We start from the raw sequence: 22,866 nt of genomic DNA, 5'->3' as shown, positions 1-22,866 counted from the left end.
AAGCCCCCATTGTGTCATTCCGGAGCAGCGAACCCGGGGCGGCAAGGCGAAAGCTGAATTCCATGTCCAAGAGCCTGATCGACCTCATCTCGATCCTCGACCTCGAACAGCTCGAGGTGAATCTGTTCCGCGGCAACAGTCCGAAGACCAGCTGGCAGCGGGTGTTCGGCGGCCAGGTGATCGGGCAGGCGATGGTTGCGGCGTGCCGCACCGTCGAGGGCAGGCTGCCGCATTCGCTGCATTGCTATTTCATCCTGCCCGGCGATCCGCAGATCCCGATCATCTACCAGGTCGAGCGCCTGCGCGACGGCAAGAGTTACTCGACGCGACGCGTCACCGCGATTCAGCACGGCAACGCGATCTTCTCGATCATGGTGTCGTTCCATGCCGAGGAGGAGAGCGCGTTCGATCACCAGGACAAGATGCCCGACGTGCCGCCGCCGGAAAAGCTGACGGCGGAGGAGGTGGCGAAGCAGCCGATGTTCAAGGAGATGCCGGAGTTCATCCGCCGCTACTATGAATCCGACCGTCCGATCGAGCTGCGCCCGGTCGAGCTCGGCCGCTATTTCGGGGAGAGGATCGAGGACGGCCGCATCCATGTCTGGATCAAGACCGCGGCGACGCTGCCGGACGATCCGGCGCTGCACATGTGCGCGCTGGCCTACGCGTCCGACTTCTCGCTGCTCGATGCGATCATGGCGCGCTACGGCCGCACCCTGTTCGACAAGCGCATGATGCCCGCGAGCCTCGACCACGCGATGTGGTTTCACCGCCCGTTCCGCGCCGACGAATGGCTGCTCTACGCACAGGATTCGCCGAGCGCGCGAAGCGGCCGTGGGTTGACGCGCGGCTCGATCTTCAAGCCCGACGGCACGCTGGTGGCTTCCGTCGCGCAGGAAGGCTCCGTTCGCGAACGGAAGGCCTAGGAGGCACAAGCACGATCGATCGCGCTTATGCCTCTCAAGGTCATGCCCTGAGCGATCCGCGCGGAGCCAGAACGGTCTCCGACGCGAACCAGTTCATGATCCAGCGATATACCCACGGGATCGGGATGATGAAGCCGCACAGGAATGCGGCCACGATGCCCCGCCAGAGAATTCCGAGACCGCTGCCGTTGAAGACGATCTCGCGCCGCGTGCCTTCGATGCTGCGACAGAACCAGCGCATCTGAGCCGCGGCGACCCAGGCCCAGCCGATGATGGTGATGATGGAGATCGCAAACAGCAGGCTATAGCCGACATAGGCCCAGACCGTGCCGGTGAAGCTCAGGCCGAGCGGCTGCCCGTTGGAGGCGAGGTTCGCGACCATCCATTTGATCAGGAGCCAGTACAGAACGATCTGGGCAATGAACAGCAAATTGCTCAGCAAGGGGACGCCGATCAACCCGATCACGATCGCCAGAACGATGAACCCGAAATACCAGGGCACCAGCGCCATCGCATTGCCGGTGAAGCTGAGATTGGGCCGCCCGGGGACCTTCACGCAGGACACGATCCATTTCGTGTACCAGACGAACACCCACGGCACCGGGATGATGAAGCACATGCCGATCAGCATCACGATGCTGCGCCAGGTGAACTCGAGGATGCCGAAATCGACCGCCAGCGATCCTCCGCCGCCACCGCCGCCGTAGCCCCCGGAGCCCATCATCGGCGGGCCGCCAGCCGGCATCATCGGGGGTGCACCGCCGCCGCTGATCAGGCCGGGGATTTCGGCCGCCTTCTGCCAGCCGGCCATGCCCTCCGACCACACCAGCGTATCCGGGCGCACGACTCCCTGGGCGACGAGGTCGCGGAATTGCCCTTCCTGATAGGGCCCCTGCTGCTTGCCCTCGGATGCGTAGAACCAACTCGCCATGAAGCGTCCCCCTCGAACATAGTTTTGTACCGGCCGCGACGCTTGGGTTCATCGCATCCATGCCAAAAACGCATTGTGGAGGATGAACGGCTGCCCTGTACAGAGGCGGCCGTTCACATGGCCCAACGATTTTCCGCTTCAATCTGCAACTTTTTTATGCCATTTGCCCGGAAAGATGCCAGATTGACGCAGCGCCGGGGACATACGGCGCGGCGCATCCCGGGGAATAGGCCTGACCATGAAACTCGTCGTCGCGATCATCAAACCCTTCAAGCTCGATGAAGTCCGCCAGGCGCTGACGGCGATTGGCGTCCACGGCATGACCGTGACCGAAGTGAAGGGCTATGGCCGCCAAAAGGGCCACACCGAGATCTATCGCGGCGCCGAATATGTCGTGAATTTCCTGCCGAAGCTGCGGATCGAGATCGCGGTTGCCTCCGATATCGCGGAGAAGGCCGTCGCCGTCATCACCGCGACCGCGCGCACCGGCCAGATCGGCGACGGCAAGATCTTCGTCACGCCGATCGATCACGCGACCCGCATTCGCACCGGCGAGACCGACAGCGACGCGCTCTAGATTTTTGCCTTGACGCGTTTTTCGTTTCGCGAAGCGGTATCCGCTTCGCTCGAAAACGCTCTTCTTCGATCGCACCGGGCAACGGCGCCACGGCGTGCGACGCAATCAATAGCTGGGGGAAACGACATGGCGGGATTGTTGCGCCGCGCGGCTGCTATTGCCGCGCCGATCGGGCTTGTGTCGATCATGGCTTCGCCGGCGCGTGCCGCGGGCTCCGAGATCAACACCGCCGACACCGCCTGGATGATCGTCGCCACCGCATTGGTGCTGATGATGACGATCCCGGGGCTCGCGCTGTTCTATTCCGGCATGGTGCGCAAGAAGAACGTGCTCGCGACCATGGCGCAGAGCCTCGCCGCGGTGACGATCATCTCCATTCTCTGGGTCGCGTTCGGCTATTCGCTGTGCTTCGTCGGCGACGGCCCGTGGATCGGCACGCTCGACCGCTGGTTTCTCGCCGGCATGACCATGGACAGCGTCAACCCGGCGGCGAAGACGATCCCGGAAGCGCTGTTCATGCTGTACCAGATGACGTTTGCGATCATCACGGTGGCGCTGGTCGCGGGTGCGGTGGCCGACCGGATGCGGTTCTCCGCCTATCTGCTGTTCTCGGTGGCTTGGTTCATCTTCGTCTACATTCCGCTGGCGCATTGGGTCTGGGGCGGCGGCTTCCTCGCCAGCATGGGCGTGCTGGATTTCGCCGGCGGTCTCGTGGTGCATCTGTCGGCCGGCACCGCCGGCCTCGTCGCAGCGAAGGTGATGGGACGCCGCCACGGCTACGGCACCGAAAATCTCTCGCCGTTCGATCTGTCGCTCGCGGTGATGGGCACCGGCCTGTTGTGGGTCGGCTGGTTCGGCTTCAACGGCGGCTCGGCGGGCGCAGCCAATTCGCGCGCGGTGCTGGCGATCATCGCGACCCATCTCGCCGCCTGCTCCGGCGCGCTGACCTGGGGCGCGATCGAATGGTCGACGCGGCGCAAGCCATCCGTGCTCGGCATGATCTCCGGCGCGGTCGCCGGCCTCGGCACCATCACGCCGGCCTCGGGCTTCGTGGCGCCCTGGCACGGCATCGTCATCGGCGTGATCGCGGGCCTCGTCTGCTACTGGGCCTGCACGTGGCTGAAGCATCGCTTCGACTATGACGATTCGCTCGACGTGTTCGGCGTCCACGGCATCGGCGGGCTGACCGGCACCCTGCTGGCGGGCGTGTTCGCAACCAGCGCGATCGGCGGCACCGCCGGCCTGCTCGAAGGCCATCCGCAGCAGCTTCTGAGCCAGCTCTACGGGGTCGCCGTCACGTTCGTCTGGTCGGCGGGCGTGAGCTTCATCCTGCTCAAGCTGGTCAGCCTTTTCGTGCCCCTGCGCGTCTCGCGGGAGCACGAGCTCGAAGGACTGGATATTTCGCAGCACGGCGAGGCGCTGCAGTAATTGGGCTTGCGCAACACATAAGCGTATGCTTATGTGTTGCCATGATCGAAGCCGACATCTTCAAGGCGCTGGCCGACCCGACCCGCCGCAAGGTCTTTGAGAAGCTTGCCGGCGGAAGCCTGAATGCCAGCGCCTTGCGCGACGGATTGGAGATCAGCCAGCCGGCGATGTCGCAGCATCTCGCGGTGCTGCGCGGGGCAGGCCTGGTGCGCGAACAGCGGCAGGGCCGCTTTGTGAATTACGAAGTCGATCCCGAAGGAATCTCCGCCATCGGGACCTGGCTTGCGCGCTACCGCGCCTATTGGCCGAAACGCATGGATGCCCTCGCCGATCTCTTGAAGGAGATGGATCAATGAGTGACGCCGTGAAGCCTGATCCCTCCGACGCAGCGCTCGTGCTCGAATATCAATTCGATGCGCCGCCGGCCAAGGTCTGGCGCGCGGTGACCATTCCGGCTTTGCGCGAGCGCTGGCTGCCGGATTGCGATCTTGCGGGCGCCGAGCCTGAGACATCGATCCCGGGCCAGGAGGTGCGCTACCGGCTTCGCGATTCCGAACCGCCGTTTCGCGAAAGCCATGTCATCTTCCGGATCGAGCCGAACGAGGACGGCGGCACCCGCTTCCGCATCATCCAGCAAGCCTGCGAGATCGGCATGAAGCTGCCGCAGCCGGCCAACAGCAATGGCTGCCTGATGCGCGCGGCCGCCTGACACCGACACCACTTCATCACCCGCAGACAGGGAGGTCGCCGATGCGCGACATGCTTCAGCTCGTCCCTATGGTCGTCGAACAATCCGCCCGCGGCGAACGATCCTTCGACATCTATTCGCGCCTGTTGCGCGAGCGCATCATCTTCCTCAACGGCGAGGTCAATGATGCGATGTCCGGACTGGTCTGCGCGCAGCTCTTGTTCCTGGAGGCGGAGAATCCGAACAAGCCGATCAATCTCTACATCAATTCCTATGGCGGCGTGGTCACCAGCGGCCTCGCGATGTACGACACCATGCAATTCATCAAGGCGCCGGTGCATACGCTGTGCATGGGCACCGCGCGCTCGATGGGCTCGTTCCTGCTGATGGCCGGCGAGCCCGGTCACCGCGCCGCCCTGCCCAATGCGAGCCTTCACGTGCATCAGCCGCTCGGCGGCTTTCAGGGCCAGGCGTCCGACATCCTGATCCACGCCACCGAAATGCAGGAAACCAAGCGGCGCCTCATCCGGCTCTATGCCCAGCATTGCGGGCGCCCCGAGCCGGACGTGGAACGGACCCTGGACCGCGACCACTTCATGACCGCACAGCAGGCGGTCGACTGGGGGCTGATCGACCGGGTCTTCGCGGAACGCAGCGCCGCCTGACGGTCTCTGCCGGCGGCCGTCCGGCAAGCCTCGCCCCGCCCAAGCTGTTTGGCCGGTTGCGCGCATTCCGTGAGCACAAGTGCGAGGGGTCCGATATTTCGCAGCACGACAAGCCCTGCAATAGGCGTCCGCCCTACGAAAATACCATTCTGCTGCCCGACGCATGAGCACCAATGTGTCGGCAGCTTGTCATGCCTTTATTTTAATCAGGCATGGTCAGGTATTGAGCGCGACGTAATGGCGCACTGCACCGCAATACGCGCCAAACGCGAAAACACCCGTTTTCATAGTCCGTTAGGCAACACGCCCGATCTGGCACGGCATTTGATTCTATGGGTCCTGGCTGTGCCCGCGTAGTGAACTTTCTCCCTCGTGGCGAACCAGTCGAGAAACGCCCGGCCACGTCCGGACCGGGCCCAAGCGGGGATAGGACCCATGAAAATTGTTATGGCGATTATTAAGCCATTCAAGCTGGAAGAAGTCCGTGACGCCCTGACCGCCATCGGCGTTCACGGTCTCACGGTGACGGAAGTCAAGGGATATGGCCGCCAGAAGGGCCATACGGAAATCTATCGCGGCGCCGAATATGCCGTGAGCTTCCTGCCCAAGATCAAGATCGAGGTCGCTGTCGCCTCCGACCAGGTCGACAAGACCATCGACGCCATCACGACCGCCGCGAAAACCGGTCAGATCGGCGACGGCAAGATCTTCGTCATCAATCTCGACCATGCGGTTCGCATCCGCACCGGCGAGGCCGATGCTGCGGCCCTTTGATTTCGCGCTCAATCAAAATTCAATCAGGAGTAAATGAAATGACGTTTAAGCGTCCCTATGGCGCGGGATTGGCGGCTCTCGCAGTCGGCCTGTTCGCTGCGACCGCAGCCTACGCCGAGCCAACGGTCAACAAGGGAGACAACGCCTGGATGCTGACATCGACAGTGCTCGTGCTGTTGATGACGATCCCCGGTCTCGCGCTTTTCTACGGCGGCCTCGTCCGCTCCAAGAACATGCTCTCGGTCCTGATGCAGGTGTTCTACACCGTCTGCGTCGTCACCGTGATCTGGGCCGTGTACGGCTACAGCCTCGCCTTCACCGGCGGCTCCGACTTCATCGGCGGCTTCTCCAAGGCCTTCATGATGGGCGTTACCACCGACTCGAAGGCCGCGACCTTCTCGGTCGACGCTAACATCTCGGAGCTCATCTATATGTGCTTCCAGATGACCTTCGCGGCGATCACGCCCGCCCTCATCGTCGGCGCCTTCGCCGAGCGCATGAAGTTCGCCGCGCTCGCGCTCTTCGTTCCGCTCTGGGTCACGCTGATCTACTTCCCGATCGCGCACATGGTCTGGTACTGGCCCGGCCCGGACATGATCCAGGACGCAGCCAAGGCTCTGGCTGCTGCGGCTGATGGCGCGGCGAAGACCGCGGCGCAGGCCAAGCTCGATGAGATCAACGCCGACGCAGGCTGGATCTTCAAGAAGGGTGCGATCGACTTCGCGGGCGGCACCGTGGTGCACATCAACGCCGGCATCGCAGGCCTCGTCGGCGCCCTGCTGATCGGCAAGCGCGTCGGTTACGGCAAGGAGCTGATGGCTCCGCACTCGCTGACCATGTCGATGATCGGCGCCTCGCTGCTCTGGGTTGGCTGGTTCGGCTTCAACGCCGGCTCCAACCTCGAAGCCAACGGCGGCGCGGCCCTGGCTATGACCAACTCCTTCGTCGCCACCGCAGCCGCCGCGCTGTCGTGGATGTTCGCGGAGTGGATCATCAAGGGTCACCCGTCGGTGCTCGGCGTCATCTCCGGCGCTGTCGCGGGCCTCGTGGCCGTCACGCCTGCCGCCGGCTTCTCCGGCGTGATGGGTGCGATCGTCCTCGGCCTCGTGGTCGGCGTGGTCTGCCTGTTCTTCTGCACCGTCGTGAAGAACGCGCTCGGCTACGACGACTCCCTCGACGTGTTCGGCGTGCACTGCGTCGGCGGCATCATCGGCGCCCTCGGCACCGGCATCCTCGTCAATCCGGCGTTGGGTGGTGCGGGCATCATCGACTACACCGCGATCCCGCCGAAGGTTGCCGATTACGACTTCGCGGCGCAGATGATCTCCCAGGTCTGGGGCGTCGGCACCACGCTGGTGTGGTCGGGTATCGGTTCGGCGATCCTCTACAAGGTCGTCGATGTGATCGTTGGCCTCCGCGCCAATGTCGAGAGCGAGCGTGAAGGCCTCGACATCACCGAGCACACCGAGCGCGCCTACAACATGTAAGTCTCCTCCCGGGCGCGGCCTCCTCGGGGGTCGCGCTCACAACTACGGTTTGGGGCACATACCCGGCAATGTCCCGACCGTTGAGGGGCTCCAGCGCAAGTTGGAGCCCCTTTCTTTTTGTCCGGCTGGGCGGAAAGAAGCGCGAAGAAAAGGATTGCCATTCCGGACAACCGGCGCAGAAATATCGACCTCAAGAATAACAAACCGGGAGGTCGTCATGCGTTTGGAAGGCGGATGCTATTGCGGCGAAGTGCGCTATGTCGCCGAGGGCGACCCGATGATGCAGGCGCAGTGTCATTGCCGTGAGTGCCAGTACATCTCGGGCGGCGCGCCCAACACTTTCATCGCGATGCCGGCGGCCGGCTTCAGCTACATCACCGGGCAACCCAAGCAGTTCACGCGCGAGAACCTCGAACGCGCCGTCACGCGCGAATTCTGCGCCGAATGCGGGACCCATCTGGTGACCAAGGTTCCCGGCCTGCCGGCCGCAATCCTGAAGGTCGGCACGCTGGACGACCCTGCGCAGTTCCATCCGCAGATGGCGATCTACACCTGCGACAAGCAGGACTTCCACGCGATCCCCGCGGGCATGGCGACATTCGAGAAGCTGCCGGCGCATTAAAGGCCGCGATGACGGCGCGCTCCCTCCCCCGCATGCGGGGAAGGGCTGGGGAGAGGGTGTCTCAACATCGGGACAGTCCCTGGATGGAAAGAACCCTCACCCGGCGCTACGCGCCGACCTCTCCCGCAAGCGGGAGAGGTGCAAGAACCAGCTCCCCCCGTGGCCCGCATCCCGTATGTTATCCGGCCTCATTATTCCTGCTCTGGACGGAGCCGGCGACCGATGGTTAATCGCGTCTTAACCTCGCCCTATCTATGGTGAACTGAACCGCTTCCCGCCGGCGCCTTGGTCGCGACCGGCTGTTCCAAGAGTGCTGGCGTCCAGAATGGCTATGACCGCTTCATCCCGTGCGCCGCAGGACAGTGGAAGCTCCGATAGCGAACGCTCTCCCTTCGTCCGGCTGAACGAACTGCTGGCGCCGCATCAGCCCGGCAAGCCTTTGATTTCGCTTGCCGTCGGCGAGCCGCAGCATCCTGTGCCCGACTTCGTCGGCCCGGTGCTGGCCAAGCATATCGCCGATTTCGGCCGTTACCCCGCGAACAAGGGCACCGACCCGTTCCGCAAGGCTGCGGGCGCCTGGCTGTCGTCGCGTTTCAAGCTGCCGCGCGCCCTCGATCCCGAGAGCGAGATTCTCGTCCTCAATGGCAGCCGCGAAGGCCTGTTCCTCGCCGCGATCGCGGCGGCGCGCTATGTCGGTCCGCGTCCCGGCAAGCCGGCGATCCTGATGCCGAACCCGTTCTATCCGGTCTATGGCGCCGGCGCCCGCGCTGCCGCTTGCGAGCCGGTCTACCTGCCGACCACGGCGGAGAACGGTTTCCTGCCCGATCTCGACGCCATCGACGAGGCGACGCTGGCGCGCACGGTGGCGTTCTATCTGGCTTCGCCCGCCAACCCGCAGGGCTCGGTCGCCTCGCGCGATTATTTCACGCGCCTGAAGCAGCTCGCCGACCGCTACGGCTTCGTGATCCTCAGCGACGAGTGCTATTCGGAGATCTACACCCGCGAAGCGCCCGGCAGCGCGCTCGAATGCGCCGGCCCTGATTTCACCCGCGTGGTTGCGTTCCAGTCGCTGTCGAAGCGCTCGAACCTGCCGGGCCTGCGCGTCGGCTTCGCCGCCGGGGACAAAAAACTCATCGGCATGTTCCTCGAGCTGCGCAACATCGCGGCGCCGCAGGTGCCGGTGCCCCTGCAGCATGTCGCTACCGTTGCTTACGGCGACGAGGCGCATGTCGAGGAGAACCGCAGGCTCTACCGCATCAAGTTCAATCTCGCCGACCAGATCATCGGCAATCGTTACGGCTATCACCGGCCCGACGCCGGCTTCTGCGTCTGGCTCAACACGTCAGAAATCGGCGACGACGTGTCCGTGTGCCTGAAACTCTTCACGGAAGCAGGCGTGCGCGTGGTGCCCGGCAGCTACCTGGCGCGGCTCCAGCCCGACGGCTTCAATCCCGGCGCAGGCTACATTCGCCTTGCGCTGGTGCAGGATGGCGAGACCACGGCGCAGGCGCTGCACCGCCTGGTCGAGACTCTGGGTTAGGCGGGGCCCGTGAGCATGTCGACAATCGAACGTGTCATTCCCCTGGTCGGCCATCTGCCGCCCTCGATCCGCGAGGGTCTGGCGCGGCGTGTGCGCGAGCTCAGCGGGCTCGGCCTGATCGCTTTGTCGGGCGTCGCCTCTGCGGCTCTGATGACCTGGTCGGTGCAGGATCCCAGCCTCAGCCATGCAACGTCGCGGCCGATCCGCAACATTCTCGGCTATGCCGGCGCAATCGGCGCCGACCTTGCGATGCAGATCCTCGGGCTCGGCGCGATCATGCTGGTCCTGACGGTCGCGGTCTGGGGCTGGCGCATGTTGACCCATCGCCCGTTCGACCGCGAGGCGCTGCGGCTCGGCTCCTGGATTCTCTGCACGGTGATCGCGGCGGGCTTCGTCAGTTGCTGGCCGCATGGCGGCGCCTGGCCGCTGCCGACAGGCCTCGGCGGCGTGGTCGGCGATGCGCTGGTTCGCGCGCCCGCGGTGATCTTCGGACCGCCGGGCATGATCTATCGAATCGTGCTCGGCATGATCCTGTTCGCCGCGATGGCGGCGACTTTCCTGATCGCCTGCGGCCTCGGCGCACGCGAGCATGACGACGAACTCGCGGAGATCGAGGACGACGACAAGCCGCTCGACCAGGACGAGGAGAGCGATCGCGGTTCGGTATCGCTAGGCTGGCTGTTCCACGCCTTGATGAGCACGAAAGCACGGCTGATCTGGCTGCTTGGCGCGGCCTACCGCTCGCTGGTCTCGAGCGGACCGAAGACCAAGGCCGTTGCATTCAGCCGCCAGGAGCCGAAGCTCGGTGGCGGCCGCGCTGCGCCGTCGATCTCGCCGCAGGCTCAGGACGAGGACTACGACGACGAGCACGAAGAGGTCGAAGAAGACGAGGAAGAGGAGGAGGAGCCCGCCGCCCGCGCGCCGCGCAAGAAGGCTGCGCCCAAGGCCGCTTCCAAGAAATCCTCCGACAAGTTCGAGCTTCCGTCCGTGTCGGTGCTGGCCGCACCGAAGGCCGGCGATCGCCAGCCGCTCAGTAAGGCCGAGCTGGAAACCAATTCGCGCGCGCTCGAAGGCGTGCTGCAAGATTTCGGCGTTCGCGGCGAGATCGTGAAATCCAATCCTGGTCCTGTGGTCACGCTGTACGAGCTGGAGCCGGCGCCGGGGATCAAATCGTCGCGCGTGATCGGACTGTCCGACGACATCGCGCGTTCGATGAGCGCGCTGTCGGCGCGCGTCGCCGTCGTGCCCGGCCGCAACGCCATCGGCATCGAGCTGCCGAACGCCCATCGCGAGAAGGTCTATCTGCGCGAGCTGCTGGTCGCCAAGGAGACCGTCGATTCGGTTGCGAAGCTGCCGCTCTGCCTCGGCAAGACCATCGGCGGTGATCCCGTCATCATCGACCTCGCACGCACGCCGCACATGCTGATCGCCGGTACCACCGGCTCCGGCAAGTCGGTCGCCATCAACACCATGATCCTCAGCCTGGTCTACCGGCTGCGCCCGGACCAGTGCCGCCTGATCATGGTCGATCCGAAGATGCTCGAACTCTCAGTCTATGACGGTATTCCCCATCTGCTCACGCCCGTCGTGACCGACCCGAAGAAGGCGGTGGTCGCGCTGAAATGGGCCGTGCGCGAGATGGAAGAGCGCTACAAGAACATGGCCAAGCTCGGTGTGCGCAACATCGACGGCTACAACACGCGCTTGCTCGAATTGAAGGCCAAGGGCGAAGAGCCGACCCGCACGGTGCACACCGGCTTCGACAAGGAAACCGGCAAGGCGATCTACGAGGAAGAGAAACTCTCGCTCGACCCGCTGCCCTACATCGTCATCATCGTCGACGAAATGGCCGACCTGATGATGGTTGCCGGCAAGGACATCGAAGGCGCGGTGCAGCGCCTCGCGCAGATGGCGCGCGCCGCCGGGCTGCACGTGATCCTCGCAACGCAGCGTCCATCGGTCGACGTCATCACCGGCACCATCAAGGCGAACTTCCCGACCCGCATCGCCTTCCAGGTGACATCCAAGATCGACAGCCGTACGATTCTCGGCGAGATGGGCGCCGAGCAGCTGCTCGGCCAGGGCGACATGCTCTACATGGCCGGCGGCGGTCGCATCAGCCGCGTGCACGGACCTTTCGCCTCGGACGAGGAAGTCGAGAAGGTGGTGCGCCACCTCAAGACTCAGGGACAGCCGGAATATCTCGAAGCCGTCACGGCCGAAGAACCCAGCGAGGACGAGGACGGCGCGGTGTTCGACGCGTCCGCCATGGGCGCGGATGGCGGCGGCGATTTGTTCTCGCAGGCCGTTGCGATCGTCAAACGCGACCGCAAGGCTTCGACCAGCTACATCCAGCGCCGCCTGCAGATCGGCTATAACCGCGCCGCATCGCTGATGGAGCGCATGGAACTGGAGGGCATCGTCGGACCCGCCAACCACGCCGGCAAGCGCGAGATCCTGGTCGAGGAAGAAGACAGCCATATGTGAGGCGAGCCGCCCCAGACCACCATTTCACGCAAAAACGTTATCTGCTTTTGGCCGAAATCACGCTAAAAGGGCGCCCAGCCACACAGGACGACGCGTTGATCAGACATCCGGACATTCGATTCGCTGCCATCGTCGCCGCGCGAAGCGCGCGCATGGCCGGCGTGATTCTAGTCACCGCCGCGATGGTGAGTGCAGCGTCCTTTGCGCAGACCGTTCCCGTGCCGAAGCCCGCGCCGAAGGGCCGCGATGGTGGTCCGGCAGGTGGAGGGCCCGCGGTCACCGGCGCGACCCAGACGCCGCCGAATCCGGTGATCCCGGATCCGCGCCGCAATGTGCCGAGCAGCATCTTCCAGACCTTCGATGCGAACCAGAAGGCCCAGGCCGCCAAGGTCAGCGCCTATTTGTCGTCATTGTCGACGCTGGTCGGAAATTTCGTCCAGGTCGGCCCCGACGGCAGCAAGACGCAAGGCGACTTCTACATCCAGAAGCCGGGCAAGGTGCGCTTCGAATATGACGCGCCTAGCCCGATCGACATCGTCGCCGACGGATCGTCGCTGGTGGTGCGCGACCGCAAGCTGGCGACGCAGGACGTCTATCCGCTGTCGCAAACACCGCTGCGTTTCCTGCTGTCCGACCGCATCGACCTGATGAAGGACACCAACGTCGTCAACGTCTCGGCCGACGACGTCTTCGTCAGCGTCACCATCGAGGAGAAGCAGGCGCTGGTCGGCACCAGTCGCCTTCTGCTGATGTTCGGCGCCAAGGACGGCCAGTTGAAGCAGTGGACCGTCACAGATCCGCAGGGCTACGACACCACGATCGCGGTCTATAATCTGGATACGAGCAAGAAGCTCGATCCCGGCATGTTCAAGATCGACTTCACCAATTACGGCCCGTCGCCGGGCTAGGTGCCGTAGGGTGGGTTAGCCGAAGACGTAACCCACCATCTCGGTCCGCAAATGTGGAAGCATGGTGGGTTACGCTGCGCTAACCCACCATACGATTCCGCCCCTGTGGACAAGCATTTTCCCCACGCCAATCCATGCTAAGACGCATCCCTCATGCGTTTTTCCCTGACAACCTGGAACATCAATTCGGTGCGGCTACGCATCGATCTGGTCGCAAAATTTCTCAAGAGCGCACGGCCGGACGTGCTGTGTCTCCAGGAGACCAAGTGCATCGACGACGCTTTTCCGCTGAAGCGCTTCAAGCGGCTCGGCTACGAGCATGTCGCGTTGAACGGTCAGAAGGGTTATCACGGCGTCGCCATCGTCTCGAAGATACCGTTCGAGTCGAAGGACATCCGAACCTTCTGCGACAAGGTGGATTCACGCCACATCTCGGTATCGTTCGGTGAGAAGGCCGGGATCGCGAAGCCCCTGGTGGTGCATAATTTCTACGTGCCGGCCGGCGGCGACATTCCCGATCCCGCGCTGAACGAGAAATTCGATCACAAGCTCCGCTTCCTCGACGAGATGAAGGCGTGCGAGCCGTTGCATCCGCGCGGCGAGGATCGCCACATCCTGGTCGGCGATCTCAACGTCGCCCCGCATGAGAACGACGTCTGGTCGCACAAGCAGCTTCTCAAAGTGGTGTCGCACACGCCCGTCGAAACCGAGAAGCTGCAAGCCGCGCTCGCCGCCGGCGAGTGGGTCGACGTCGCGCGCGAGCGCATTCCAATATCGGAGAAGGTCTACACCTGGTGGAGCTACCGCTCCGCCGATTGGACCGTCGGCGACCGCGGCCGCAGGCTCGACCACATCTGGGTCTCGCGCGCGCTGAAAGATGCAGTCAGTGATTTCAAGATTTTGCGCGACGCGCGCAGCTGGGAGCGTCCGTCGGATCATGTGCCGGTGACGGTGACGCTCGAGGTTTAATGTCGCCCTGGCGAAGGCCAGAGCCCATTACCACTGGTCTTCGTTGCTGCGCGAGGCCGTCGGCAATCACACCAAGCCAGAAACACTTGGGGTAATGGGTCCTGGCTTTCGCCAGGACGACGTCAACTCGTCAACTTCGCACCCGCCATCAATATATCGCTGGCGATCTGGCTGGAGCGCACCGCGAACTCGTCGCGCAGGCGAACGGCGGCGGGCGGGTCGCTTTCGAGCACGCGCTGAAACAGGCTGCGCGCGACGCGGATGACGGAGGCGTGCTCGATCGCGATCGCGCTCGACGGCCGCTTCATCGGCACGATCAGCGCGAGCTCGCCGATCAGCGCACCGGGACTTGCGATCATCTCCGCGCCGGCGCCGTCGTCGACCCGGAAGGCGCCGCGCTGGACCACGAAGCCGGCATCGGCATCGTCGCCGAGATTGAACAAGACGTCGCCGCGGACGAAGTTACGCTGCTCGGAACCGATCGCCAGCATGCGCAACGAAGCGTCTCCCAACAGGCGCAGTGTCGGGACACGCTCGAGAAGCGCTACATCGTCGTCGATTGACATTCAGGTCCGGGGCTCAAGGGCACGCAATCTAAAACGATTCGCACGCCCCAAAGCGTATCACGGCACCAGCTTGTAGCCACCGGCTTCCGTGACCAGGATCTCCGGGTTGGCGGCGTCCTTCTCGATCTTCTGGCGAAGCCGGTAGATGTGGGTTTCCAACGTGTGGGTGGTGACGCCGGAATTGTAGCCCCAGACCTCCTGGAGCAGGGTCTCGCGTGAGACCGGCATCTGGCCGGCCCGGTAGAGGAAGCGAAGGATGGCGGTTTCCTTCTCCGTCAACCGGACCTTGCGCGCATTGGCGGCGGTCAGCATCTTGGAGCCGGGCCGGAAAGAGTAGGGGCCGACCGAGAACACCGCGTCCTCGCTGGCTTCGTGCTGCCGGAGCTGGGCGCGGATGCGCGCCAGCAGCACGGCGAAGCGGAAGGGTTTTGCGACATAGTCGTTGGCGCCGGATTCCAGCCCCAAAATCGTGTCGGAATCGGTGTCATGCCCGGTGAGCATGATGATCGGAGCCTTGAACCCGCCCTTGCGCAATGAACGGACCACTTCGCGGCCATCCGTGTCGGGCAGGCCAACATCCATCAGAACGAGATCGGGGGCATTGGCCTTCGCGGCGCTCGCGCCCTTGGCGCCGGTATCGACCGCGGAGGCTTCAAACTCTTCGTGCAGCGACAATTGCTCCACCAACGTATCGCGCAGATCGGTATCGTCATCCACGATCAGGATCTTGCGGGCATTGGCCATAGGGGGTCATCCTTTTGGGGTCCGGCGCGGCGCGCATCCATGCTGCACCCAGCCGAGAGGGAAGTTTAGGGGTCGCAATTATTATTGTTGTTCGTCTTGAAGTAGTGGGCTGTTACCGATTCACAAGCCAGAACCACTCTAACCCAGAATAGCAGGCCGTTTTGATGAATGTCCTGTAATGAATTCGACATCGCACGTTCATATGAAAAATAAAGCTGCTTCAGCTAGTTACACCGTGAACCGAAGCGCCGGGCCGCTCTCGGCGATCCGCGTTAAGGCTGCCGCCGGGAATCCGCGCCGGGGCTGGCTGACCGCCGGAGCGCTGACGATTCCGGTGGCGCTCGGACGCGGCGGCATTCTGGCGAACAAGCGCGAGGGCGATGGCGGCACCCCGAGGGGCAGCTTCCGTCCCAGGCGATTGTGGTGGCGGGGCGACCGGTACAGCCGCCCGCAGACCTTCCTGCCGGCCCGGATCATCACCGGCGAGGACGCCTGGTGCGAGGATCCCAAGGACCGTCACTACAATCAGGGAATCCGCCTCGGCGAGGGGCAGGGCGGCGACCGGCTGAAGCGGGCCGACCATCTCTATGACTTCATCATCGAAATCGACCACAATACGAGGCCGCGGATCGCCGGCCGGGGCAGCGCGGTGTTCTTGCATCTCGCGCGCGACAATTTCGGCCCGACCGCAGGCTGCGTCTCGATGACCCAAGCGGCGATGCGACAATTGCTGCGGCGGCTGGGACCAAAAACAAAAATCATCATCGGGTGAGGACACATGCTCGACAGGGATCAGATCGCCGCCGCATCGCGCGTCCTCATCCGACATTGGCGCGACGGCACCAAGATTGACGCGCTGGAGGCGGGGTTGCGGCCTCAGAACCGGACCGAGGGTTACGCCGTACAGGCAGCGCTCGGCGGGACCTTGTTCGGCTGGAAGATCGCGGCGACGAGCGAGTCCGGACAGAAGCACATCAATGTCGCGGGACCGCTGGCCGGTCGGATCATGAGCGACACCGTGATCGCCGATGGCGGCACCGCCTCGATGAAGGGCAACGCAATGCGCGTCGGCGAACCCGAGTTCGCTTTCCGCATGGGACGCGATCTGCCGCCGCGCACGGCACCTTATACTGTCGACGAGGTGCTCGCCGCCGTGGACAGCTTGCATCCCGCGATCGAGATTCCCGATTCACGCTTTGCCGATTTCGCCAGCGCCGGCGAGGCGCAGCTGATCGCCGACAACGCCTGTGCGCATCTGTTCGTGCTGGGCGCAGCGACGAACGCGAACTGGCGCGCCATGGATCTCGTCGAGCAGCGGCCGCAGATCACGCTGCGTGGCCAGCGCTATCTCGGCCACGGCAAGAACGTGCTCGGCGATCCCCGCATTGCGCTCGCCTGGCTGGCCAACGAGCTGCGTGGGCTCGGCATCAGCTTGCGGGCAGGAGAGGTGGTGACCACGGGCACGTGCCATCCGCCGCTGCCGATCCAGGCCGGCGATCATCTCGCCGCGGATTTCGGCGTGCTGGGGACGGTGTCGGTGAGGTTCGAATAGGCTCATCCCCACTGTCGTCCTGGCGAAAGCCAGGACCCATACCGCGTGATCTACGCAAAGGGCAGAACGGTCGTTGCCACGGTCTTGGTCAAACAGACTATCGGGGTAATGGGTCCTGGCTTTCGCCGGGACGACCAAAAACAAATTCGCCTATGATCACCGGTGCCCGAAGATCGCACTTCCCACCCGCACATGGGTGGCGCCGAGCATGATCGCGGTCGCATAATCCGCGCTCATGCCCATCGAGAGCTTCTTCAATCCATTGCGCGCGGCGATCTTGGCGGTCAACGCGAAATGCGCGGCCGGCGGCTCGTCCACCGGCGGGATGCACATCAACCCCGAGATCGTCAGCCCGTAGGTGTCGCGGCAGCTCGCGATGAAGGCATCGGCCTCGCCGGGGGCGATGCCCGCCTTCTGCGGCTCCTCACCGATATTGATCTGGACGAACAATTCCGGGTGCTTGTTCTGGGATTCGATTTCCTTGGCTAACGCCTGGCAAATGCTCGGGCGGTCGACCGAATGGATGGCATCGAACAGCGCGACCGCCTCTTTCGCCTTGTTGGATTGCAGCGGCCCGATCAGGTGCAGCGCGATATCGGGGTAAACGGAAGTTAACGCGGGCCACTTGGCTTTGGCCTCCTGCACGCGATTTTCACCGAATACGCGCTGTCCGGCGTCGATGACCGGGGTAATTGCATCCGCGGCGAAAGTTTTCGACACCGCGATCAAGGTCACGGAGCCACGTTCGCGCCGCGCATCCTTGCAGGCGCGCGCGATTTCGGCTTCGACCGCGGCGAGCGCGTTTGGTGAATGGCCGGTTAGCGGCGCGGCGTTGGCTTCAGTCATGATGTCGCATCGGAGCTGATTGTTGCGGAGGTAGTTCTAATTTTACCGAGTTCAAGAAAGAGTTTTTGAACCCTTCGCTTTACCTTAGCCGCGGGGTGGGCAGCGAAGATGGCAAACGTCAGTTTCAACCGCAAACGAGTGAAACTCAAGCAGGTTCTCGGAATCCGGGCGCGGCTTGCGTTGCTCGCGGTCATTCTGGTGACGCCTTTGATGTTCGAGCGCATCCGTTCGCTCGAAGACACGCGCACGCGGCAGATCGCGCAGGCCACGGCCGAATTCACCACCGTCGCAAGACACAGCGCCGACGCGCAGCGCGAGGTGATCTCGTCGGTCGAGACCATCCTGAAATCGGAAGCTTTCATCCGCGCCTCCGCCGGCGGCATCAGCAAAAGCTGCGACGTGCTGCGCGCGAGCCTGCCGTCGAATCTCCCCTGGATCCGCACGCTTCTGATCGCCGGCCAGGACGGACGCATCCAGTGCGCCACCAACAACATGTATGTCGGCCTCGACCTCAGTGACCGGCCGTACTTCCAGCAGGCGCAGGAAACCGGCCGCTTCGTGCTGAGCGACTTCATCATGTCGCGCCCGGTGCCGACACCGACCGTCATGGCGGTTTACCCGGTATCCGCCTTCAGCGGCGCAGCAGATGCCGTCGTGCTCGCCACCGTCAACCTCGACTGGATGTCGAAGGTCATGAGCAATCTGGGGGGTCGCGCCGGCATCACGGCCGTGCTGGTCGACAGCACCGGCACCGTGCTGGCCGCACCGGCCGACCAGCATAGTGCAATCGGACGTCCACTCGACAACATGCCGCTGATGTCCGCGATCGCCGACAAGGCGCTGAGGTCGGATCAGGACGAAGGTTCCCTCTCTTTCCTCGCTGCCGACGGCTCCCGCCGCGCGGTCAGCTATATCCGCATTGCCGGAACCAATGCCCGCCTGATCGCCAGCATCGACGAGGACAAGGTGTCCGCCGCCGTGAGCCGCGACATCCGCACCGCCTATCTCCAGCTTGCTTTCGTCGTCGTATTCGTGCTGCTCGGCGCGCTGATCGCAGCCGAGAAACTGGTGATCAAGCCGATCAGGATGCTCGCCGACATGGCCAAGCGTCTGGGCGAGGGCGATCTCTCGGCGCGTGCCGCGCGCAACCGCCTGCCGTCCGAGTTCGTGCCGCTGGCCCGTGCGTTCAACGCGATGGCCGCGCAGCTCAGCCAGCGCGAACGCGAGCTGATGGCGAGCAATGACCGGCTCACGGTGATGGCCTCGATCGACATGTTGTCGGGACTTGCCAACCGCCGCGGCTTCCAGAGCCGCCTCGACTTCGAATGGATGCGCGCGCAGCAATATGGCAGCGACCTCGCACTGTTGATGATCGACGTCGACCATTTCAAGCTGTTCAACGACACCTACGGCCATCTCGAAGGCGATTCCTGCCTGACCAGGCTCGGCGAATCGCTGTCCGGCATCGCCGCCGACACGATGGGCTTCGCGGCCCGCTACGGCGGCGAGGAATTCTGCCTGTTGTTGCCGAACACCGACGTCGCGCGCGCCGTCGAAATCGGCGAACAGGCGCGCGCGGCCGTGCTGAAGCTGTGCCTGCCGCACATCACCTCCGACCACATGATCGTCACCGTCTCGATCGGCGTTGCCGCGACAAAGCCCAACGAGAGCTTGCGCCCGGGCGATTTGATCGAAGCCGCCGACGCCGCGCTCTACGCCGCCAAACATCGCGGCCGCAACAACGTCGTCGAGCACGGCATCACGGTGATCGACAACGGCGCGGCGGAAATGATGATGGCGGGCTGAGGGGTAACCCGTAGCAACCTTTTAATCACACCCCAATGGCGGCCCCACTATTTACCCGGGACGGTCGCGGAGGTTCCCAAATTGCGGCAACCCATTGACCCCTTGAGGACTTCTATGGCCTAGTCCGCCGTCTTTAGCCGGCCCAGATCCACGAAAACCCAACGATTCCATGACCTCCGAACGCTACAACGCCCGCGACGCCGAACCGCGCTGGCAAGCCGCCTGGGACCAACAGGCGATCTTCGTCTCCAGGAACGACGATCCGCGGCCGAAATATTATGTGCTCGAGATGTTCCCCTACCCGTCGGGGCGCATCCATATTGGCCATGTCCGCAATTACACGCTCGGCGACGTACTGGCCCGCTTCATGCGCGCCAAGGGTTTCAACGTGCTGCACCCGATGGGCTGGGACGCTTTCGGCCTGCCGGCCGAGAACGCCGCGATCGAGCGCAAGGTGGCGCCGAAGGCCTGGACCTACGACAACATCGCCGCGATGAAGAAGCAGCTCCGTTCGATCGGGCTGTCGCTGGACTGGAGCCGTGAGATCGCGACCTGCGATCCCTCCTATTACAAGCACCAGCAGAAGATGTTTCTGGACTTCCTGCGCGAAGGCCTCGCCGAGCGCGAGAAGCGCAAGGTGAACTGGGACCCCGTCGACATGACCGTGCTCGCCAATGAGCAAGTGATCGACGGGAAGGGCTGGCGTTCGGGTGCCGTTGTCGAACAACGGGAAATGAACCAGTGGGTCTTCAAGATCACGAAGTACTCGCAGGAGCTGCTGTCGGCACTGGATACGCTGGATCGCTGGCCCGACAAGGTGCGGCTGATGCAGCGCAACTGGATCGGCCGGTCCGAGGGGCTGCTGATCCGCTTCGCGCTCGATACGGCGACAACACCGGCCGGTGAGAGCGAGCTGAAGATTTTCACGACGCGCCCGGACACGTTGTTCGGCGCGAAGTTCATGGCGATCTCGGCCGATCATCCGCTGGCGCAGGCCGCCGCCGCCAAAAACCCTGCGCTCGCCGAGTTCATCGGCGAGATCAAGCGGATGGGCACGGCGCAGGAGATCATCGACACCGCCGAGAAGCAGGGATTCGATACCGGCATCCGCGCGGTTCACCCGTTCGATCCGAGCTGGAAGCTGCCGGTCTATGTCGCCAACTTCGTGCTGATGGAATACGGCACCGGCGCCATTTTCGGCTGTCCCGCACACGACCAGCGCGACCTCGACTTCGTCAACAAGTACGCTCTCGGCAACACGCCGGTGGTGTGCCCTGAGGGCCAGGATCCGAAATCGTTCGTCATCACCGATACCGCCTATGACGGTGACGGCCGCATGATCAATTCGCGCTTCCTCGACGGCATGACAATCGATCAGGCCAAGGACGAGGTGGCGAAGCGTCTCGAGACCGAGCTGCGCGGCAACGCGCCGGTCGGCGAGCGTCAGGTCAATTTCCGCCTGCGCGACTGGGGTATTTCGCGCCAGCGCTATTGGGGCTGCCCGATCCCCGTCATCCATTGTCCCAAATGCGATGTGGTGCCAGTGCCTGACGCAGACCTGCCGGTGAAGCTGCCGGACGATGCAACCTTCGACAAGCCCGGCAACGCGCTCGACCATCACCCGACCTGGAAGCACGTCAGCTGCCCCAAATGCGGCGGCAAGGCGCAGCGTGAAACCGACACCATGGACACCTTCGTGGATTCGTCCTGGTACTTTGCGCGCTTCACCGATCCCTGGAACGAGAACGCGCCGACGACGCCAGAGGTCGCCAACCGGATGCTGCCGGTCGACCAGTATATCGGCGGCGTCGAGCACGCGATCCTGCATCTGCTCTACAGCCGCTTCTTCACGCGCGCCATGAAGGCGACCGGTCACATCGCACTGGACGAGCCGTTCGCCGGCATGTTCACGCAGGGCATGGTGGTGCACGAGACCTATCAGAAGGCCGACGGCACCTACGTCCAGCCGGTCGAGGTGAAGGTCGAGACCGGCGCCAACGGCCGCCGCGCGACGCTGCTGACGTCAGGCGAAGACATCCAGATCGGCCCGATCGAGAAGATGTCGAAGTCGAAGAAGAATACGGTCGACCCCGACGACATCATCGAGACCTATGGCGCCGACGTCGCCCGCTGGTTCATGCTGTCGGACTCCCCGCCCGAGCGCGACGTGATCTGGAGCGATGAGCGCGTCCAAGGCGCCTCGCGCTTCGTGCAGCGGCTGTGGCGGCTGGTGAACGACTCTGTCGAAGGCGGCAAGGCCGCGCCGGCGGCCCGGCCCGCCAGCTTCGGCCCGGACGCCACCGCCTTGCGCAAGGCCGCCCATGGGGCGCTGGACAAGGTCACCACCGGAATCGAGCGGCTGCACTTCAACGTCTGCCTCGCCCATATCCGCGAATTCACCAATGCGTTTGCGGAGATCTTGCAGCGTCCCGGCCAGCCGGCTCCAGATTTGGCCTGGGCGATCCGGGAGGCAAGCCAGATCCTGGTCCAGCTGTTCTCCCCGATGATGCCGCATTTGGCCGAGGAGTGTTGGCAGGTTCTCGGCCACGGCGGGTTGGTTTCCGAGGCCAATTGGCCCCAAATCGAACGCGATTTGCTGGTTGAAGACAGTGTGACCCTGGTGGTCCAGGTCAACGGCAAGAAGCGGGGCGAGGTCACAGTTGCAACAGGGGCCGAGAATCCGGAAATCGAGGCTGCCGTTTTGGCCCTCGATGCGGTAAAACTGGCGCTGGACGGCAAGCCCGTCCGCAAGGTGATTATCGTCCCCAAGAGGATCGTGAATGTTGTCGGCTAGGATCCGCATCGCAGCCCGCTTGCTGGCGGTCGCCGCACTGGCGGCCATGACGGCCGGCTGCTTCCAGCCGATGTATGCCGAGCATACCGACGGAACCCCCGGCCTGCGCGAGAAGCTGATGGGGGTCGAGCTGCCTCCTGTCGACAAGCCAAATGCCTCCCGCGAGGCCCGCGTCGGCGTCGAGGTCCGCAATGCTCTGGCCTTCAAGCTCTATGGCACCGCCACCGGCATGCCGCCGACCCACCGCCTGGTGATCCGCTTCAACTCGAGCAAATCGTCCCTGATCGTCGATCCCAGCACCGGTCTGCCGAGCAGCGAAAACTACGGCATCGACTGTCAGTACAATCTGGTCGAGGTCGCGACTGGCAAATCGGTGATGACCGGCACCACGTTCTCGCGCGTGTCCTATGACATGCCCGGCTCCTATCAGCGCTTCTCCCGCAACCGCGCGGTGCGCGATGCCGAGGATCGTGCCGCCAACGAGATCGCCGAGAACATCAATACCCGGCTCGCCTCGTTCTTCACCGCGGGCACTTAATTCATCCCGCCCTTCCGG

The 22,866-nt window shown here is 63.9% G+C and carries 22 protein-coding genes; 18 read left to right on the top strand and 4 right to left on the bottom strand.

Annotation, left to right across the window (positions count from 1 at the left end; translation table 11 throughout):
• Nucleotides 1-62: 62 nt before the first annotated feature.
• Complete coding sequence (tesB, locus tag AC0L3C_RS23620; RefSeq protein ID WP_106943919.1) at nt 63-926, top strand: acyl-CoA thioesterase II; 864 nt, start codon at nt 63-65, stop codon at nt 924-926.
• A 40-nt stretch (nt 927-966) separates the two neighbouring features.
• On the opposite strand, the gene AC0L3C_RS23615 is transcribed toward tesB, so the two are convergent.
• Nucleotides 967-1,857, bottom strand: a complete 891-nt coding sequence (locus AC0L3C_RS23615; RefSeq protein ID WP_473264264.1) for a DUF4339 domain-containing protein — start codon at nt 1,855-1,857, stop codon at nt 967-969.
• Nucleotides 1,858-2,095: 238 nt separating this feature from the next.
• On the opposite strand from AC0L3C_RS23615, the gene AC0L3C_RS23610 reads away from it, so the two are divergent.
• The 12 genes from AC0L3C_RS23610 (at nt 2,096) to xth (ending at nt 14,002) form a co-directional block, all read left to right on the top strand.
• A complete protein-coding gene (locus AC0L3C_RS23610; protein WP_007598647.1) occupies nt 2,096-2,434 on the top strand; it encodes a P-II family nitrogen regulator in 339 nt (112 codons plus the stop codon).
• A gap of 126 nt (nt 2,435-2,560) precedes the next feature.
• Entirely contained in the window at nt 2,561-3,862 is a 1,302-nt protein-coding gene (locus AC0L3C_RS23605) for an ammonium transporter (protein WP_473264265.1), read from the top strand.
• Between the two features lie 41 nt (nt 3,863-3,903).
• On the top strand, nt 3,904-4,218 hold the full coding sequence (locus tag AC0L3C_RS23600) for an ArsR/SmtB family transcription factor (protein WP_247285017.1): 315 nt from the start codon (nt 3,904-3,906) through the stop codon (nt 4,216-4,218).
• Complete coding sequence (locus AC0L3C_RS23595) at nt 4,215-4,571, top strand: SRPBCC family protein (protein ID WP_473409094.1); 357 nt, start codon at nt 4,215-4,217, stop codon at nt 4,569-4,571. Before AC0L3C_RS23600 ends, AC0L3C_RS23595 begins: the two co-directional genes overlap by 4 nt.
• Nucleotides 4,572-4,612: 41 nt before the next feature.
• A complete protein-coding gene (locus AC0L3C_RS23590) occupies nt 4,613-5,215 on the top strand; it encodes an ATP-dependent Clp protease proteolytic subunit (protein ID WP_473281669.1) in 603 nt (200 codons plus the stop codon).
• 435 nt (nt 5,216-5,650) lie between these two features.
• Nucleotides 5,651-5,989 carry a P-II family nitrogen regulator gene (locus AC0L3C_RS23585; RefSeq protein ID WP_007598642.1) on the top strand — a complete coding sequence of 113 codons (339 nt, stop codon included), beginning with the start codon at nt 5,651-5,653 and terminating at the stop codon, nt 5,987-5,989.
• Between the two features lie 38 nt (nt 5,990-6,027).
• Nucleotides 6,028-7,476, top strand: coding sequence for an ammonium transporter (locus tag AC0L3C_RS23580; protein ID WP_473248850.1), 1,449 nt, complete (start codon nt 6,028-6,030; stop codon nt 7,474-7,476).
• Nucleotides 7,477-7,693: 217 nt separating this feature from the next.
• Nucleotides 7,694-8,098: a GFA family protein gene (locus tag AC0L3C_RS23575; RefSeq protein ID WP_473409093.1), complete on the top strand. Its 405-nt coding sequence runs from the start codon at nt 7,694-7,696 to the stop codon at nt 8,096-8,098.
• Between the two features lie 325 nt (nt 8,099-8,423).
• On the top strand, nt 8,424-9,638 hold the full coding sequence (locus tag AC0L3C_RS23570; RefSeq protein ID WP_473409092.1) for an aminotransferase class I/II-fold pyridoxal phosphate-dependent enzyme: 1,215 nt from the start codon (nt 8,424-8,426) through the stop codon (nt 9,636-9,638).
• 9 nt (nt 9,639-9,647) lie between these two features.
• Nucleotides 9,648-12,125 carry a DNA translocase FtsK gene (locus tag AC0L3C_RS23565; protein WP_473281663.1) on the top strand — a complete coding sequence of 826 codons (2,478 nt, stop codon included), beginning with the start codon at nt 9,648-9,650 and terminating at the stop codon, nt 12,123-12,125.
• A 152-nt stretch (nt 12,126-12,277) separates the two neighbouring features.
• Complete coding sequence (locus tag AC0L3C_RS23560) at nt 12,278-13,033, top strand: outer membrane lipoprotein carrier protein LolA (protein WP_456769767.1); 756 nt, start codon at nt 12,278-12,280, stop codon at nt 13,031-13,033.
• 153 nt (nt 13,034-13,186) lie between these two features.
• A complete protein-coding gene (xth, locus tag AC0L3C_RS23555) occupies nt 13,187-14,002 on the top strand; it encodes an exodeoxyribonuclease III (protein ID WP_473409091.1) in 816 nt (271 codons plus the stop codon).
• Between the two features lie 122 nt (nt 14,003-14,124).
• Here the strand turns inward: xth and AC0L3C_RS23550 are convergent, their stop codons facing one another.
• Nucleotides 14,125-14,568 (bottom strand): cyclic nucleotide-binding domain-containing protein, encoded by a 444-nt coding sequence (locus AC0L3C_RS23550; protein WP_473264271.1) that lies wholly within the window; start codon nt 14,566-14,568, stop codon nt 14,125-14,127.
• A gap of 57 nt (nt 14,569-14,625) precedes the next feature.
• Nucleotides 14,626-15,312, bottom strand: coding sequence for a response regulator transcription factor (locus AC0L3C_RS23545; RefSeq protein WP_007598630.1), 687 nt, complete (start codon nt 15,310-15,312; stop codon nt 14,626-14,628).
• A gap of 202 nt (nt 15,313-15,514) precedes the next feature.
• On the opposite strand from AC0L3C_RS23545, the gene AC0L3C_RS23540 reads away from it, so the two are divergent.
• Complete coding sequence (locus AC0L3C_RS23540; RefSeq protein ID WP_473409090.1) at nt 15,515-16,084, top strand: L,D-transpeptidase family protein; 570 nt, start codon at nt 15,515-15,517, stop codon at nt 16,082-16,084.
• 6 nt (nt 16,085-16,090) lie between these two features.
• Nucleotides 16,091-16,864: a 2-keto-4-pentenoate hydratase gene (locus tag AC0L3C_RS23535; protein ID WP_473264273.1), complete on the top strand. Its 774-nt coding sequence runs from the start codon at nt 16,091-16,093 to the stop codon at nt 16,862-16,864.
• Between the two features lie 156 nt (nt 16,865-17,020).
• Here AC0L3C_RS23535 and AC0L3C_RS23530 read toward each other — a convergent pair whose 3' ends face one another.
• Nucleotides 17,021-17,710, bottom strand: coding sequence for a YggS family pyridoxal phosphate-dependent enzyme (locus AC0L3C_RS23530; RefSeq protein ID WP_473409089.1), 690 nt, complete (start codon nt 17,708-17,710; stop codon nt 17,021-17,023).
• A gap of 108 nt (nt 17,711-17,818) precedes the next feature.
• Between AC0L3C_RS23530 and AC0L3C_RS23525 the strand changes: the two genes are divergently transcribed.
• From AC0L3C_RS23525 to lptE, 3 genes are all read left to right on the top strand, one after another.
• Nucleotides 17,819-19,516, top strand: a complete 1,698-nt coding sequence (locus AC0L3C_RS23525) for a diguanylate cyclase domain-containing protein (protein WP_473264275.1) — start codon at nt 17,819-17,821, stop codon at nt 19,514-19,516.
• A 169-nt stretch (nt 19,517-19,685) separates the two neighbouring features.
• Entirely contained in the window at nt 19,686-22,310 is a 2,625-nt protein-coding gene (leuS, locus tag AC0L3C_RS23520; RefSeq protein ID WP_473281657.1) for a leucine--tRNA ligase, read from the top strand.
• Nucleotides 22,297-22,848 (top strand): LPS assembly lipoprotein LptE, encoded by a 552-nt coding sequence (gene lptE / locus AC0L3C_RS23515; RefSeq protein ID WP_473264277.1) that lies wholly within the window; start codon nt 22,297-22,299, stop codon nt 22,846-22,848. Before leuS ends, lptE begins: the two co-directional genes overlap by 14 nt.
• The last annotated feature ends 18 nt before the right edge of the window (nt 22,849-22,866 follow it).

Source organism: Bradyrhizobium sp. WSM4872 (assembly GCF_055811715.1).
The sequence above is the reverse complement of the archived record's forward strand: the minus strand, read 5'-3'. Positions and strand labels throughout refer to the sequence as shown.